At 64.5% G+C, this 15,247-nt stretch carries 13 protein-coding genes; 7 read left to right on the top strand and 6 right to left on the bottom strand.

All coding sequences use genetic code 11. The features are described 5' to 3' along the window. Positions 1–101: 101 nt before the first annotated feature. The 4 genes from GCT19_RS27240 to GCT19_RS27225 all read right to left on the bottom strand — a co-directional run bounded on the left by GCT19_RS27240 (position 102) and on the right by GCT19_RS27225 (position 4,600). Positions 102–1,892, bottom strand: a complete 1,791-nt coding sequence (locus tag GCT19_RS27240) for a M61 family metallopeptidase (protein ID WP_152853648.1) — start codon at positions 1,890–1,892, stop codon at positions 102–104. Between the two features lie 143 nt (positions 1,893–2,035). Then, entirely contained in the window at positions 2,036–2,761 is a 726-nt protein-coding gene (locus tag GCT19_RS27235) for a DsbC family protein (protein ID WP_018433765.1), read from the bottom strand. A 217-nt stretch (positions 2,762–2,978) separates the two neighbouring features. Continuing rightward, positions 2,979–4,151 (bottom strand): UbiH/UbiF family hydroxylase, encoded by a 1,173-nt coding sequence (locus GCT19_RS27230; RefSeq protein WP_018433766.1) that lies wholly within the window; start codon positions 4,149–4,151, stop codon positions 2,979–2,981. 86 nt (positions 4,152–4,237) lie between these two features. Continuing rightward, the gene (locus GCT19_RS27225) at positions 4,238–4,600 is read right to left on the bottom strand and encodes a hypothetical protein (RefSeq protein ID WP_026228351.1); all 363 of its coding nucleotides are present in this window, start codon (positions 4,598–4,600) and stop codon (positions 4,238–4,240) included. Positions 4,601–4,875: 275 nt separating this feature from the next. Between GCT19_RS27225 and ychF the strand changes: the two genes are divergently transcribed. Beyond that, on the top strand, positions 4,876–5,970 hold the full coding sequence (gene ychF, locus GCT19_RS27220; RefSeq protein ID WP_013090647.1) for a redox-regulated ATPase YchF: 1,095 nt from the start codon (positions 4,876–4,878) through the stop codon (positions 5,968–5,970). 78 nt (positions 5,971–6,048) lie between these two features. Here the strand turns inward: ychF and GCT19_RS27215 are convergent, their stop codons facing one another. Beyond that, positions 6,049–6,525 carry a hypothetical protein gene (locus GCT19_RS27215; RefSeq protein WP_152853647.1) on the bottom strand — a complete coding sequence of 159 codons (477 nt, stop codon included), beginning with the start codon at positions 6,523–6,525 and terminating at the stop codon, positions 6,049–6,051. A 542-nt stretch (positions 6,526–7,067) separates the two neighbouring features. Here GCT19_RS27215 and ugpB point away from each other — a divergent pair. From ugpB to GCT19_RS27180, 6 genes are all read left to right on the top strand, one after another. Next, positions 7,068–8,393: a sn-glycerol-3-phosphate ABC transporter substrate-binding protein UgpB gene (gene ugpB / locus GCT19_RS27205; RefSeq protein WP_018433768.1), complete on the top strand. Its 1,326-nt coding sequence runs from the start codon at positions 7,068–7,070 to the stop codon at positions 8,391–8,393. Between the two features lie 72 nt (positions 8,394–8,465). Continuing rightward, on the top strand, positions 8,466–9,350 hold the full coding sequence (ugpA, locus tag GCT19_RS27200) for a sn-glycerol-3-phosphate ABC transporter permease UgpA (RefSeq protein WP_018433769.1): 885 nt from the start codon (positions 8,466–8,468) through the stop codon (positions 9,348–9,350). Continuing rightward, positions 9,347–10,192, top strand: a complete 846-nt coding sequence (gene ugpE / locus GCT19_RS27195) for a sn-glycerol-3-phosphate ABC transporter permease UgpE (protein WP_013090651.1) — start codon at positions 9,347–9,349, stop codon at positions 10,190–10,192. The genes ugpA and ugpE overlap by 4 nt, the downstream gene beginning before the upstream one ends. Positions 10,193–10,242: 50 nt before the next feature. Beyond that, positions 10,243–11,331: a sn-glycerol-3-phosphate import ATP-binding protein UgpC gene (locus GCT19_RS27190; protein ID WP_152853646.1), complete on the top strand. Its 1,089-nt coding sequence runs from the start codon at positions 10,243–10,245 to the stop codon at positions 11,329–11,331. Positions 11,332–11,644: 313 nt separating this feature from the next. Then, the gene (gene ettA / locus GCT19_RS27185) at positions 11,645–13,309 is read left to right on the top strand and encodes an energy-dependent translational throttle protein EttA (protein WP_152853645.1); all 1,665 of its coding nucleotides are present in this window, start codon (positions 11,645–11,647) and stop codon (positions 13,307–13,309) included. 164 nt (positions 13,310–13,473) lie between these two features. Continuing rightward, a complete protein-coding gene (locus GCT19_RS27180) occupies positions 13,474–14,598 on the top strand; it encodes a DUF748 domain-containing protein (protein ID WP_018433773.1) in 1,125 nt (374 codons plus the stop codon). A 14-nt stretch (positions 14,599–14,612) separates the two neighbouring features. Here the strand turns inward: GCT19_RS27180 and GCT19_RS27175 are convergent, their stop codons facing one another. Beyond that, the gene (locus GCT19_RS27175) at positions 14,613–15,236 is read right to left on the bottom strand and encodes an HAD family hydrolase (protein WP_152853644.1); all 624 of its coding nucleotides are present in this window, start codon (positions 15,234–15,236) and stop codon (positions 14,613–14,615) included. Between the last annotated feature and the right edge of the window lie 11 nt (positions 15,237–15,247).

The following is a 15,247-nucleotide window of genomic DNA, read 5'->3' as shown; positions in this document are numbered from 1 at the left end:
ATTGTTGCATGGGTGGGACAATCGACTACCCTCCTCCGCCGATTGACGCCGAGACGGGCGACGATGGGTGGACCGCCCGGTGCGGTCCACCACCACGCCGATCACTTCGTCAGCCAGCGCTCCAGGGCTTTGCGCGCGGTGGGACGGCGATCGCTAACCGTGAGCTTGTAGCGCGCCACTTCGGGACCGTCGAGCTTCACCTGTGCGACCCGCAGCTCGTCGCGGCGGAACGCGTGCACCTCGACCTTTGCGCCCGGCTGGTAGCGCGCCAGCAGAGCATCGATATTCCCGCCGGTCACGCGCAGGCCATCGAGCGCGATGAGCACGTCGCCAGCGGAAAGGCCCGCTTTCTGCGCGGCGCTGCCCTCGTGCACCGTCGCGAGCGCGCAGTCAGCGCCGCCGCGCAGCCGCACGCCGAGCGACGGCTTGCCGTTCTTGTCGGCGTCCGGCCCGAGCGTGACGCCGAACGGCGCGAGCAACGCGTCGAGCGGCAGATCGCGCGTGCCGCGCACGCCCTCGGCGAACAGTTCGGCGAGTTCCGCGCCGCTCGCTTCCGCAAAAATCGCCTCGATCTCGCTTTCGTCGACGCCCACTGGCTTGCCGCGATAAAAATCACGGCCAAAGCGCTTCCACAGCAGACGCATCACGTCGTCGAGCGATTTCTGGTTGCCGGTCTGCGCACGGATCGTCAGATCGAACGCGAGCGCGATCAGCGAGCCCTTCGTGTAATAGCTGACGATCGCGTTCGGCGCATTCTCGTCCTGCCGGTAGTACTTGACCCATGCGTCGAACGAGCTTTCGGCGACGCTCTGCTTAAGGCGCCCGCTGCCGCGCAGCACGCCGCCGATCACCTTGCCGAGCAGGCCGAAATAGTCGTCCTGCGAGATCACGCCGCTGCGCACGAGAATCAGGTCGTCGTAATACGACGTGAAGCCCTCGAACAGCCACAGCAGCGACGTGTAGTTTTCGACGCCGAGGTCATACGGCGCGAACACGGCTGGCTTGATCCGCTTCACATTCCATGTGTGGAAATACTCGTGGCTGCACAGACCGAGATAGGTCCGATAGCCCTCGCTCATCGCGTCGCGGCCCTGCACCGGCAGATCGGTGCGATTGCAGATCAGCGCGGTCGACGCGCGATGCTCGAGTCCGCCGTAGCCGTCGGTGACGGCTTGCGTCATGAACACGTAGCGCTCGACCGGCGCCTTCTTCGATTTCGGCTCGAACAACGCGATCTGCGCCTCGCAAATGCGCTTCAGATCCTTGCACAGCCGCTCCATGTCGAGCCCGATCACACGACCAGCAATCACGACGTCGTGCGGCACGCCGTGCGCCTTGAACGTCGCGAGCGCGAACTCGCCGAGCGTCACCGGATGGTCGACCAGCTCGTCGTAGTTCAGCGCGCGGTACTCGCCGAAGCCGTAGCGCCTGGTGCCGCGCGCTTCCGGCAGCGCGGTCGCGACACGCCAGTCGCGATACGCGGAGCCCTGAGGCTTCTGGATATCGACCACGCACTGCGCGTCTTCATGGCTGAGCGGCGACAGGAACACGCTCGTGCCGTTGAAAAAGCCGATGGTGTCGTCCAGATGCGCGGCGCGCACCGACATGTCCCACGCGTACACCTCGTAGCGCAGCGTCAAGGCGCCCTTGACCGGCGCGGCCTGCCACGTGTGCTTGTCGATCTTCTCGACGCGCACCTTGCGGCCCGCTTCGTTGACCCCGCGCAGCGTCACGATGTTTCGCGCGAATTCGCGCACCATGTAGCTGCCCGGAATCCATACCGGCAGCATGAAACGCTGGCCGGCCGGATCGGGATCGGCGACGGTCACGGTGACTTCGAACAGGTGGGCGGCGGGGTTACTCGGAACGATGGTGTAGCGGATCGGCTTCATCGGCGGCGTTTGGGAGTGTCAGGGAGTGAGGCGAAGAAGTTCGGGGCTCGATGCGGAAGGAGGCGCTGCGTGCGCCTCCTTTCGGTTGAAACTGCATCTGTTGCGCGCCTCAGGCGTGCGTGGCGCTGCGTGCAGCGCGCTGTTCAGTGCACCGCCGACAGTTCCTTGTCGAGCCGGTCGGCCGGCACGGCGCCTGGCAAACGGCGACCGTCGGCGAGGAACACCGTCGGCGTGCCCTCGACGTTCATCGAACGGCCGAGCGCGAGGTTCTTGTCGATCGCGGCGGTGTCGCAGGTGGCGGCGGCGGTCGGCGCCTGACGGTCCTGCATCCACGATTCCCACGCCTTCGCGCGGTCGGCCGAGCACCAGATCGACTTCGACTTGGCCGTCGAATCAGGCGACAACACCGGGTACAGGAAGGTGTAGACCGTCACGTTGTCGATCGACTGCAGCGATTTTTCGAGCTGCTTGCAGTACGGGCAGTTCGGATCGGAGAACACCGCGATCTTGCGCGCGCCGTTGCCGCGCACGACCTTCACCGCGTTGCCGAACGGCAGGCTCGCGAAGTCGATGCGGTTGGTTTCCGACAGGCGCGCCTCGGTCAGATTCTTGCGCGTCTTCGAGTCCACCATGTCGCCGAGCATCAGGTAGTCACCGCTCGCATCGCTGTAGATGATCTGCGTGCCGAGGTTCACTTCGTACAGGCCCGCGATCGGCGTCTTCGACACGCCCTTGATCGTCACGTCGGACAGACGGCTTTGCAGGGTGGCTTTGAGTTTGTCGGTGGTCTGGTCGGCCTGCGCCGAGCAGCCGAGCGTGGCGGCAGCGATCGCGAGCGCGGCGGCGGCGATGCGGAAGGTCTTTTTCATGCTGGAGTCCTGGGGGGTCATTCGCGCACCTGCGCATTTGTTACTTTCCGGCCGCGCGCTTTGGCCGCCTATCGGTTCAATCAGGCTCGATCAGGTTCGATCGGGGTCGGATAAGGGCCGGATAAGGGGCGGATCGCAGCGCGTCGATCCGGTCATGATACCTGTCCCGGGCGCCCGTGACCGGCCATCGGCTATCCGCACGACGCCTCGTTGCGGTTTACCCCAGCGCGGCCGACACGAGCCAGCGCTTGATGAATGGCTGCGCGCCGACGAACGCCATGCCGGTGTTGCGCACGGCGCGCGCGAGCGGACCGGGGACCGAAAACAGTTTCTGCAGGCCGTCGGTGGCGATCATCAGCGCGCGAATGTCTTCGCGGCGCGCGCGTTCGTAGCGACGCAGCAGCACCATGTCGCCGAGATCGCGAAACGACTCCTTGCCGCCGATCGTGCTCGCTAGCGCGGCGACGTCGCGCAAGCCGAGGTTCATGCCCTGCCCCGCCAGCGGGTGGATCAGATGCGCGGCATCGCCGACCAGCGCGACACGCGGCGCGACCAGCCGGTCCACGGTCTGCAACGCGAGCGGGAAGCCCTGCGCGGGCGTCACGCACTCGAGCGCGCCGAACTGTTCACCGCTCACGTGCTCGACTTCGGCGGCGAGCCGCTCGGGATCGAGCGCGAGCAATTGCTCGGCGTGTTCGGTGCGGGCCGACCAGACTAGCGACACGTGGCCGTCCGGCATCGGCAGCAACGCGATGATCTCGCCGTCGCGGAACCATTGGTACGCGGTTTCGCCGTGCGGCTTGGCAGCCTTGAAATTGGCGACGACGCCGATCTGCCGGTAGTCGCGCCGCACCATCTTCGAGCCGATCTGCGCGCGCACCCACGAGTGCGCGCCGTCCGCGCCGACTACCAGATCCGCTTCGAGCACGTTGCCGTTCGCGAGCCCGACGCTCGCGCTGTCGACGGAGAAATCGAGAGCCTGCGCGCGCGTGTCGATCCACGTGAGGTTCGGCTGGAAGCGCAGCGCGGCATCGAGCGCGCGCTCGATCACCGACGACTCGACGATCCACGCAAGCTGCGGCACCGATGCCTGAAACGCGGAGAAATGCAACTCGGCGTGCGCGTCGCCGTAGACGCGCATGTCGTAGACCGGACCGAGCCGGGTGTGATCGAGCGCCTGCCAGACCCGCAGCCGTTCGAGCAAGGCCTGCGAACTCGACGACAACGCATAGACGCGCGAGTCGAAGGCAGCACCGGCGGGCAGCGCCGCACAAGGCTGCGCCAGCAGTGCGACGCGCAGTCCGGCTTGCGTGAGCGCGAGCGCCGCGGTCTTGCCGACGAGCCCGCCGCCGATCACGGCGGCATCAAAGGTCTGGTGGTGTGCGTTCATGCGCGCATTATAGCCGCGGGGGGTGCGGGGGACGGATCGACGGGCGCGGCATTCGGGCTCGGTGCGCGGGCCCCCGATGGCTCGTGCTAACGCGTCGCGGCGCTCGCCGCGAGCGCCGCATTCGCCTCGCGCATGCGCATGAAATCGCGATCGGCCGAGAGGTTGCGCCATGCGGCCGCTTCGAGCTCGGCCTTGCGATCGCGCTGATCGCTGCGCACCGCGCAGTCGGGGAACACGCGGTCGAACACGCCCCACAGCGAGTCGTAGTCGTTCTTGTCGGCGAACCGCGCGATGTCGGCGCGATCTTCGTGCGACAGGTGGGTCGACAAACAGTCGATCGTCTGACGGTCTGTGGTGGCCTGCGCTTCGTCGAAATTCGGCGCGACCCATGCAGCGACCACGCCGACCACGATCGCGGCGGCGACGCCGATCCCGACCCATCTCATCATTCGCACGCTGGCCCCCCCGGAAATGGAGCTCTACCGGCTCTGAACTGACGATTCTACAGTGGCTATGCGCAAATGCGCCGCCCGGTACGCGCGGGCGAACGGGTTACAATTGCATTTTTCGTGAAAACTCGCACTCAATCGTCGAGCCAACGCCCCGATTCGGTGACTTGTCCGCTCCGCTGAGCCTGCCGCACCCCACCTTACGCGAAGGCTTTCCGAATCCGCGCGCAGCGTCGAGCGCATCACGCAACCTACTGATTCACTGAAGGATTTCCATGAGCCTCCAATGCGGCATCGTCGGCCTGCCTAACGTCGGCAAGTCCACCCTGTTCAACGCACTCACGAAGGCGGGCATCTCCGCTGAGAACTACCCGTTCTGCACCATCGAGCCGAACGTCGGCATCGTCGAGGTGCCGGACACCCGTCTGAAGGCGCTTGCCGAAATCGTCAAGCCGGAGCGCATCCTGCCGGCGGTGGTCGAGTTCGTCGATATCGCGGGTCTGGTGGCCGGCGCGAGCAAGGGCGAAGGCCTCGGCAACCAGTTCCTCGCGAACATCCGCGAAACCGATGCGATCACGCACGTCGTGCGCTGCTTCGAGGACGACAACGTGATTCACGTCGCGAACAAGGTCGATCCGCTGTCGGACATCGAGGTGATCAACACCGAACTCGCGCTTGCCGACCTCGGCACCGTCGAAAAGGCGCTCGCGCGCTATTCCAAGGCGGCCAAGTCTGGCAACGACAAGGAAGCCGTGAAGAACGCGGCGGTGCTGGAGAAGGTCCGCGCGCAACTCGACCAGGCGAAGCCGGTCCGCGCGCTCGATCTGAGCGATGAAGAAAAGGCCACGCTCAAGCCCTTCTGCCTGATCACCGCGAAGCCGACGATGTATGTCGCCAACGTGAAGGAAGACGGCTTCGAGAACAATCCGCACCTCGACGCGGTCATGAAGTTCGCGGCCGCGGAAGGCTCGCCGGTCGTGGCCGTGTGCGCCGCGGTCGAAGCGGACATCGCCGACCTCGACGAAGCCGACATGGAAGTCTTCCTCGCCGACATGGGCATGGAAGAGCCGGGCCTGAACCGCGTGATCCGCGCGGGCTACAAGCTGCTCGGCCTGCACACCTACTTCACGGCCGGCGTGAAGGAAGTGCGCGCGTGGACGATCCACATCGGCGATACGGCGCCGAAGGCGGCCGGCGCGATCCACACCGACTTCGAGCGCGGCTTCATCCGCGCGCAGACGATCAGCTTCGCCGACTACATCACCTACAAGGGTGAACAAGGCGCGAAGGAAGCCGGCAAGATGCGCGCGGAAGGCAAGGAGTACGTCGTGCACGATGGCGACGTGATGAACTTCCTGTTCAACGTGTAAGCGCGAAGCGGCGCACACTGCGCTGCGCGAGTAAGGCCCGCGAACCCTCCAGGGTTGCGGGCCTTTTTTGATTGCGCGCTACGACTTGCGCAACGCGTCGAGACAACGGGCCTTGATGTGCGGATTTGCAGTGGTGACCGCCGAGACAGCGTGCAATGCTTTGGACTTGTAGTTTTTCGGCACATCGTCAATAAACGGAATGCCGCACACACGGGGTAACGCCAGAATGTGGCTACCGCCCTCGACCGGGTCTGCGACCTTCAACACAGCCGCGGGATTCCTCGGCAACGCATAGGCAAGAGCGATCCCTAAACCTTCCGCGTTCGCGCCGTCGGCCGCTACGGCCAGTTTGGGCGCAAGTGCAACCCAATCTGCGCGACCTGTTCCAATCCGTTCGAAAAGCCGATCGACAGCTGCTTCGTCCAGCGACCTGAGAAACGCGCCCGCCCCTTGCCGGCCAATCGCCGCCGATACCTCAGCAGGAGTGTTGCCTTGCACGGCCCCCACTGCTCCTGACGCACACCCCAAGATCATGACCGCAAGAAGTTTTTTCATCGTTCTACCCGAAGCTGTCGGTCACCACTTGACCAGACTCGTTCGCGGACGATGCGGTCTGAAATGACGATGCATCCGTTCGACCCGCTACCCGGATGACCTTCCGGTATCGGCCCAACGGATCGGACCGCCTGCATAACGGGATTGTTTTTGCCCGCGCCATGACCCGAGTATCCGCGAGCGACCAAGCTACCGTCTCGGGACAGGGTTCCCGAACTCTGGCTGTGCGTCCAAGTCATGTTAGACACCTCAATACCAGTTCGAGCGATCGAGCTTACGGCATAGACAGATGGGCGAATGTCAAAAGTGGTGATAGTCGCGGAATACATCCATGCGGCACCTCGCCATGCTCTGAATCGCCCGCGATCTTCCCGAACCACCGCCCATTCATTTCCTTTCTGTGACAGCCAATGCTAAATTTCGGCTTCCGGCGCGCCGCCACCCATGGTCCGCGCCGCACGGCATCCGACGCCGGAATGTCATCGAACACAACTAGAATCGCGCGATTCGCGTCCGCGCCCTTACGAACAGGAGATAAATCGATGAATTACAAGCCGCTGTTCCGTTCACTATCCGTCGCCGCCGTATTGAGCTTCGGCGTCAGCCAGGCGGCTCATGCCGCGACCGAAATCCAGTTCTGGCATGCGATGGAAGCCGCCCTGGGCGAACGTCTGAACGACATCGCGAACGACTTCAACAAATCGCAGAGCGACTACAAGATCGTGCCCGTGTTCAAGGGCACCTACGACCAGACCCTCGCCGCCGGCATCGCCGCCTATCGCAGCGGCAACGCACCGGCGATCCTGCAGGTCTACGAAGTCGGCACCGCGACGATGATGCAGGCGAAGAAAGCCATCGTCCCGGTCACGCAGGTATTCAAGGACGCGGGCGTGCCGCTCGACCAGAAGGCCTTCGTGCCGACCATCGCCAGCTATTACAGCGACTCGAAGACCGGCGAACTGATCTCGATGCCATTCAACAGCTCGACGCCGGTGCTGTACTACAACAAGGATGCGTTCAAGAAGGCCGGCCTCGATCCGAACCAGCCGCCGAAGACCTGGGCCGAGTTGCACGCCGATGCGCAGAAGCTGAAGGCCTCGGGCATGTCGTGCGGCTACTCGTCGGGCTGGCAGAGCTGGATTCAGCTCGAGAACTACAGCGCGTGGCATGCGGCGCCGTTCGCGTCGCGTAACAACGGCTTCGACGGCATGGATGCGCAGCTCGAATTCAACAAGCCGCTGCAAGTCGCGCACATCCAGTTCCTGCAGACCATGGCGAAGGACGGCACCTTCACCTATGTGGGCCGCAAGGACGAACCGGTGTCGAAGTTCTATAGCGGCGACTGCGGCATCATCACGAACTCGTCGGGCTCGCTCGCGACGATCAAGAAATACGCGAAGTTCAACTTCGGCACCGGCATGATGCCGTACGACGACAGCGTGAAGGGCGCGCCGCAGAACGCGATCATCGGCGGGGCAAGCCTGTGGGTGCTGTCGGGCAAGGACCCGGCCGTCTACAAGGGCGTCGCGCAGTTCCTCGCGTATCTGGCCACGGCGCCGGTCGCCGCGAAGTGGCATCAGGACACCGGCTATCTGCCGATCACGACCGCCGCGTACGACCTGACGCGCCAGCAGGGCTTCTACGACAAGAACCCGGGCAGCGACACCGCCATCCGCCAGATGCTGAACAAGCCGCCTCTGCCGTTCACGAAGGGCCTGCGTCTGGGCAACATGCCGCAGATCCGCACCGTGATCGACGAGGAACTCGAACAGGTGTGGGCGGAGAAGAAGACGCCGCAACAGGCGCTCGATTCGTCCGTCTCGCGTGGCGACGACCTGCTGCGCCGCTTCGAGAAGGCCGGTAACTAAGCATCGCCTGCTGGCACGGTTCCGGCGCGGGAGCGCCGGAACCCGTCGTTGCAGCACACTCTGGAAATCCCGATGGATAAGCGCTCTTACTTCGGCACCAGCGCACTGCCCTACCTGCTCGTCGCGCCGCAGCTGATCATCACGCTGGTGTTCTTCCTGTGGCCGGCCGGCGTCGCGCTCTGGCAATCGACGCAAACTCAGGACGCGTTCGGTACATCGAGCGAGTTCGTCGGACTCGCGAACTTCAAGCAGCTATTCGCCGATCCTCTATATCTCGCGTCGTTCAACACGACGATCGTGTTCTGCACGCTCGTCACCGTGTCGGGCCTCGTGATCTCCCTGTTGCTCGCGGTCTGCGCGGACCGCGTGACGCGCGGCGCGAAGGCCTATCAAACGCTGCTGATCTGGCCGTACGCGGTCGCGCCCGCGATTGCCGCGGTGCTGTGGTCGTTCCTGTTCAACCCGAGCATCGGCCTCGTTACGTATGCGCTCGCGAAATACGGCGTCGTGTGGAATCACGCGCTGAACCCCGGTCAGGCGATGTTCCTCGTCGTCCTCGCATCGGTCTGGCAGCAGATCAGCTATAACTTCCTGTTCTTTTATGCGGGGCTGCAGGCGATTCCGCGCTCGCTGATCGAAGCGGCCGCGATCGACGGCGCCGGTCCGGTGCGGCGCTTCTTCGGCATCGCGCTGCCGCTGCTGTCGCCGACCACGTTCTTTCTGCTGGTGATCAACATCACCTACGCGTTCTTCGACACTTTCCCCGTGATCGACGCGGCGACCGGCGGCGGGCCAGGCCAGGCCACCCGTACGCTGATCTACAAGATCTTCGCCGAAGGCTTCCAGGGGCTCGACATCGGCAGCTCGGGCGCGCAGTCGGTCGTGCTGATGATCATCGTCGTCGCGCTGACCGTCGTGCAATTCCGCTTCATCGAACGCAGGGTTCAATACTCATGATCGAGAACCGACGCGGTTTCGACTTGTTCTGTCACGCGGTGCTGATCATCGGCGTCGCGCTGGTGGTGTTTCCGGTGTACGTCGCGTTCTGCGCGGCGACGATGAGCGAACACGAGGTGTTCACGGTGCCGCTATCGCTCGTGCCGAGCACGCACCTGTTCGAGAACATCGTCACGATCTGGACGCAGGGCACCGGCAATGCGGCGGCGCCGTTCAATCGCATGCTGCTCAACAGCCTCGTGATGGCGCTCGTGATCGCGATCGGCAAGATCGCCGTGTCGATGATCTCCGCGTACGCGATCGTCTACTTCCGCTTTCCGTTTCGCACCGCCGCGTTCTGGCTGATTTTCATCACGCTGATGCTGCCGGTCGAAGTGCGGATTTTTCCGACCGTGCAGGTGGTGTCGTCGATGCATCTGAGCAATACGTACACCGGTTTGACGCTGCCGCTGATCGCGTCGGCGACCGCGACGTTCCTGTTCCGCCAGTTCTTCAAGACGCTGCCGGACGAGCTGATGGAAGCCGCGCGCATCGACGGCGCCGGAGCGCTGCGCTTCTTCTGGGACGTGGTGCTGCCGCTGTCGCGCACCACGATGGCCGCCCTCTTCGTGATCACGTTCATCTACGGCTGGAACCAGTATCTGTGGCCGATCCTGATCACCAGCCAGCAGTCGCTGACCACCGCGGTGATCGGCATCAGAGGCATGATCGCCTCGGGCGATACCGCGACCGAATGGCACCTGGTGATGACGGCCACGCTGCTCGCGATGCTGCCGCCGCTCGTCGTGGTGCTGACGATGCAGCGCTGGTTCGTGCGCGGCCTCGTGGATTCGGAAAAATGATCCGGCATCGCGGACTGCGACAAGCACTCAAAATTAAAGGCTAGAACGGCATGGCTGCACTGACTCTGCAAAGCGTTAAGAAAACCTACGACGGCAAACAGTTCGTGCTGCACGGCATCGACGTCGACGTGGCCGACGGCGAATTCGTCGTGATGGTCGGCCCGTCCGGGTGCGGCAAATCGACGTTGCTGCGGATGGTCGCCGGCCTCGAGCGCATCTCCGACGGCAGCATTTCGATCGCGGGCAAGGTCGTCAACGAGCTGGAACCGAAGGATCGCAACATCGCGATGGTGTTCCAGAACTACGCGCTGTATCCGCATATGAGCGTGGCCGAGAACATGGGCTACGCGCTGAAGATCGCGGGCGTCGATCGCGCGCAGATCGCGAAGCGCGTCGATGCCGCCGCTCAGATTCTCGAACTCGGCGCGCTGCTGCAGCGCAAGCCGCGCGAGCTGTCGGGCGGTCAGCGGCAGCGTGTCGCGATGGGCCGCGCGATCGTGCGTGAACCGGCGGTGTTTCTGTTCGACGAGCCGCTGTCGAATCTCGACGCGCGTCTGCGCGTGCAGATGCGCCTCGAAATCCAGCGCCTGCATGCGCGGCTCAAGACCACGAGCCTGTACGTCACGCACGATCAGATCGAAGCAATGACGCTGGCGCAACGCGTGATCGTGATGAACAAGGGCCACGCCGAGCAGATCGGCGCGCCGACCGAAGTCTACGAGCGACCGGCCACGGTGTTCGTCGCGAGCTTCATCGGCTCGCCGGGCATGAACCTGCTCGAAGGCCGCATTTCCGACGACGGCTCGACCTTCGACGTCGCCGGCAACGGCCCGAAGCTGCCGCTCGCGGGCGTGCCGTCGATCGGCCGCGAAGTTGCGACGGGCCGCGAATGGACGCTCGGCATTCGCCCCGAGCATCTGAGCCCGGGCACGGCCAACGCACCGTCCGCGACGCTCACCGTCGATTCCTGCGAAATTCTGGGCGCGGACAATCTCGCGCACGGCCGCTGGGGCAAGCACGATGTGACCGCGCGGCTGCCGCACGCGCATCGCCCGGCCGCCGGCGAGGCGCTCCAAGTCGTGCTGCCCGCGCAGCATCTGCACTTTTTCGACCGGGCGACGGGACGGCGCGCGAACTGACACCGCGCCTGGACGCCGCCTGCTCACGACACGGCGGCGTCGCGCAATGGCTCCGCAGATCTGCAGCACAGAGCGCGCAAATATCCCACTACCCGGTGCACGACGCGGCCCGCCACCGGTCCGCCCCTGCCGCCCGGCCCCCGCCGCGAAGTACAATGCCACCTGAACCACATGCCGCGCGCGGCAGCGTCGTCGAATCCGACGCCGCGCCGGCCGGCGCCGGGTGTTCCGCCCGGCCCTCACACCGATTACCCATTCAACCCCGACTGCCCGCCCGCATGCGGCCGGCGTCGTCAACGTCTACTGCAAGCAAATGGCCCAATACGTTTTCACCATGAACCGGGTCGGCAAAATCGTGCCGCCCAAGCGCCAGATCCTCAAAGACATTTCGCTATCGTTCTTCCCCGGCGCGAAGATCGGCCTGCTCGGCCTGAACGGCTCGGGCAAGTCGACGCTGATCCGCATCATGGCTGGTGTGGACACCGAGATCGAAGGCGAAGCAACGCCGATGCCGAACCTGAACATCGGCTATCTGCCGCAGGAGCCGCAACTCGATCCGCAAAAGACCGTGCGCGAAGCAGTCGAGGAAGGTCTCGGCGACGTGTTCAACGCACAGAAGAAGCTCGACGAAATCTACGCGGCCTACGCGGAGCCGGACGCCGACTTCGACGCGCTCGCCGCCGAGCAGGCGAAGTACGAGGCGATCCTCGCGACAACCGACGGCAGCGCCGAGCAGCAGATCGAAATCGCCGCCGACGCGCTGCGCCTGCCGGCGTGGGACGCGAAGATCGAGCATCTGTCGGGCGGCGAAAAGCGCCGCGTCGCGCTGTGCAAGCTGCTGCTGCAAAAGCCCGACATGCTGCTGCTCGACGAGCCGACCAACCACCTCGACGCGGAATCGGTCGAATGGCTCGAGCAGTTCCTGACGCGCTTCCCGGGCACCGTGGTCGCCGTCACGCACGATCGCTACTTCCTCGACAACGCCGCCGAGTGGATTCTCGAACTCGACCGCGGTCACGGCATTCCGTGGAAGGGCAACTACAGCAGCTGGCTCGATCAGAAGGAAGAGCGCCTGAAGCAGGAAGAAGCGTCGGAGTCGGCGCGCCAGAAGGCGATCAAGAAGGAGCTCGAGTGGGTGCGCCAGAACCCGAAGGGCCGTCAGGCGAAGTCGAAGGCGCGTATCGCCCGCTTCGAGGAACTGAACAGCCAGGACTACCAGAAGCGCAACGAAACGCAGGAAATCTTCATTCCGGTCGGCGACCGCCTCGGCAATGAAGTGATCGAGTTCAAGAACGTCAGCAAGTCGTACGGCGATCGTTTGCTGCTCGACAACGTCAGCTTCAAGATCCCGGCCGGCGCGATCGTCGGCATCATCGGTCCGAACGGCGCCGGCAAGTCGACGCTGTTCCGGATGCTGACCGGCCGTGAGCAACCCGATTCGGGAGAAATCGTGCAGGGCCCGACCGTCAAGCTCGCGTACGTCGACCAGAGCCGCGAGGCGCTCGCGGCCAACAAGACCGTGTTCGAGGAAATCTCGGGCGGCGCCGACGTGCTGACGGTCGGCAAGTACGAAACGCCGTCGCGCGCGTATATCGGCCGCTTCAACTTCAAGGGCGGCGACCAGCAGAAGATCGTCGGCAATCTGTCCGGCGGCGAACGCGGTCGTCTGCATCTGGCGAAGACGCTGATCGCGGGCGGCAACGTGCTGCTGCTCGACGAGCCGTCGAACGACCTCGACGTCGAAACGCTGCGCGCTCTCGAAGACGCGCTGCTCGAATTCGCGGGTTCGGTGCTCGTGATCTCACACGATCGCTGGTTCCTCGACCGTATCGCGACGCATATCCTCGCGTTCGAAGGCGACTCGCAAGTCACGTTCTTCGACGGCAACTACCAGGAATACGAAGCGGACAAGCGCGCGCGTCTCGGCGAGGAGGGCGCGCGGCCGAAGCGTCTGCGCTACAAGCCGATCTCGCGCTAACAAGCGGGGCACACCGGCCCGTTTGGCGCAATGCCGGACGGGCCACGGGGCATGCGCGTTGCTATTCGTCACTTGATGCAGGCGCGCGTAAAAGTCCCGCGCACACGACAGACGGTCAACACGGCGCCGCGCGACGCGCGGCGCCGTGACGAGGAGACACAGGCATGGCGATGTCGAAGGGCAGGCGCTGGATCGTCGTCGTGGGCGGAACGCTATTGGCGTTGATTCTGATCGCGATCGGCGCGATGCAATTCGCGCAACAGGAAGTCAAGAATCGCGTCAGCGCGGCGCTCGGGCCGCTCGGCAGCGCCGATAGTATCGATGTCGGCCTGACCTCGGTACACCTGACCCACGTCGTGCTGAAAGCGCCGCCAGGCTGGCCGGCGGGCGAACCGCTACGCGCCGACGAAATCACGATCACCCCCGATGTACGCGACCTGATCGCGCGGCGCATGCATATTCGAGAGGTCGTCGTGCGCGGCTTCGACATGGCCGTGCTACGCACGAAGGACGGTTCGCTGAATCTGCTGCCGAACCTGCGCGAATCACTGAACCGCGGCGATCATCCGGGCGGCGCCGGCACGGAGCCGCCGATCCCGCGCGAAAAACTGGTCGACCGTATCCGCTTCGAACACGGCAACTTCCACTTCTACGACATGAGCGTCGGGCCGCCGCCTTTCAAGGTCACCGTCAGCAACGCGAACGCGAGCGTCGACAATCTGCATCTGCCGTCGCTCAGCGAGCCGACCAATGTCAGCGTTCGCGGCTCGCTGAAGGGTCCGGCGCATACCGGCACCGTGACGTTCGACGGTTGGATCAAGATCGCCAGCCGCGATTCGCAGACCACGACCACGCTGCACGGTGTCGATGTCGCGATGCTCGATCCGTATCTGCTGAAGAAGGCCGGCGCACGCGCGCAGGTGACGGGCGGCACCGTCGATCTGTCGATTGAATCGACGGTGCGCAACTATCACCTGCACGCGCCCGGCACGGTGACGGTCCACAATCTGCAACTCGCCGAAACCGACAATCCGCTCGAGACGTTCATGTCGATTCCGACTCGCGCCGCCGTCGCGGCGCTGAAGACGCATGACGGCAACATCACGCTGCATTTCGTGCTCGACGGCGATCTGCGCGATCCGAAGTTCTCGGTACGCGAAGGGATCCTCAAGCGCATCGGCGAGGGGTTTGCGAAGGCGCTCGGGGTCAGCGTCGAAGGCGTCGCGAAGGGTGCGGGCGAGACCGTCAAAGGCCTCGGCAATGCGCTGAAGAACCTGTTAGGACAGTAGGGGCAGCGCTCCGCTCAAACCGGCAAACCCAACTCGCGCAGCTTTGCTTCCGTTTGCGCGGCGTTCGTGTGATGCACGCCGTGCCAGCCGAGCGCCGTCGCGGCTTCGGCGTTTTTCGCGTTGTCGTCGATGAAGACGAGTTCGGCCGGTTCGACACCGGGCATCTGCAACTCGATGCGCCGGCGCATCTCCGCGAAGATCGCAGGGTCGGGCTTCACGAGTTTCACGCGCCCCGACACGACGATGTCGCGAAAGCGCCGCAGCACCGGATAGTGTTCCCACGCATACGGGAAGGTCTCGGCCGACCAGTTGGTGAGCCCGAAGAGCGGCACCTCGGCCGCTTCGAGCTTTTCCATCAGCGCGATGCCGTCGTCGAGCACGCCCGCCACCATCAGATGCCAGCGCTCGTAGAACGCGCGGATCAGCGGCGCGTGATCGGGAAACTGCGCGATCAGCTCGTCGGTGGCTTCGACGATCGGCTGGCCGCCATCCTGGCGGATCACCCAGTCCATCGCGCAAACGTGCGTGAGGAACCAGCGGCGCTCCGATTCGTCGGGAATCAGTTCGCGGTACAGGTACTCGGGACTCCAGTCGATCAGCACGCCGCCGAAATCGAACACCACTGCCTTGATCGCCATGCGCCACGCTC

This window comes from Paraburkholderia atlantica (assembly GCF_009362785.1).
Taxonomy (GTDB): Bacteria; Pseudomonadota; Gammaproteobacteria; order Burkholderiales; family Burkholderiaceae; genus Paraburkholderia; species Paraburkholderia atlantica.
Note: the sequence above shows the minus strand (reverse complement) of the source record. Positions and strands in the feature narration are given on the sequence as shown.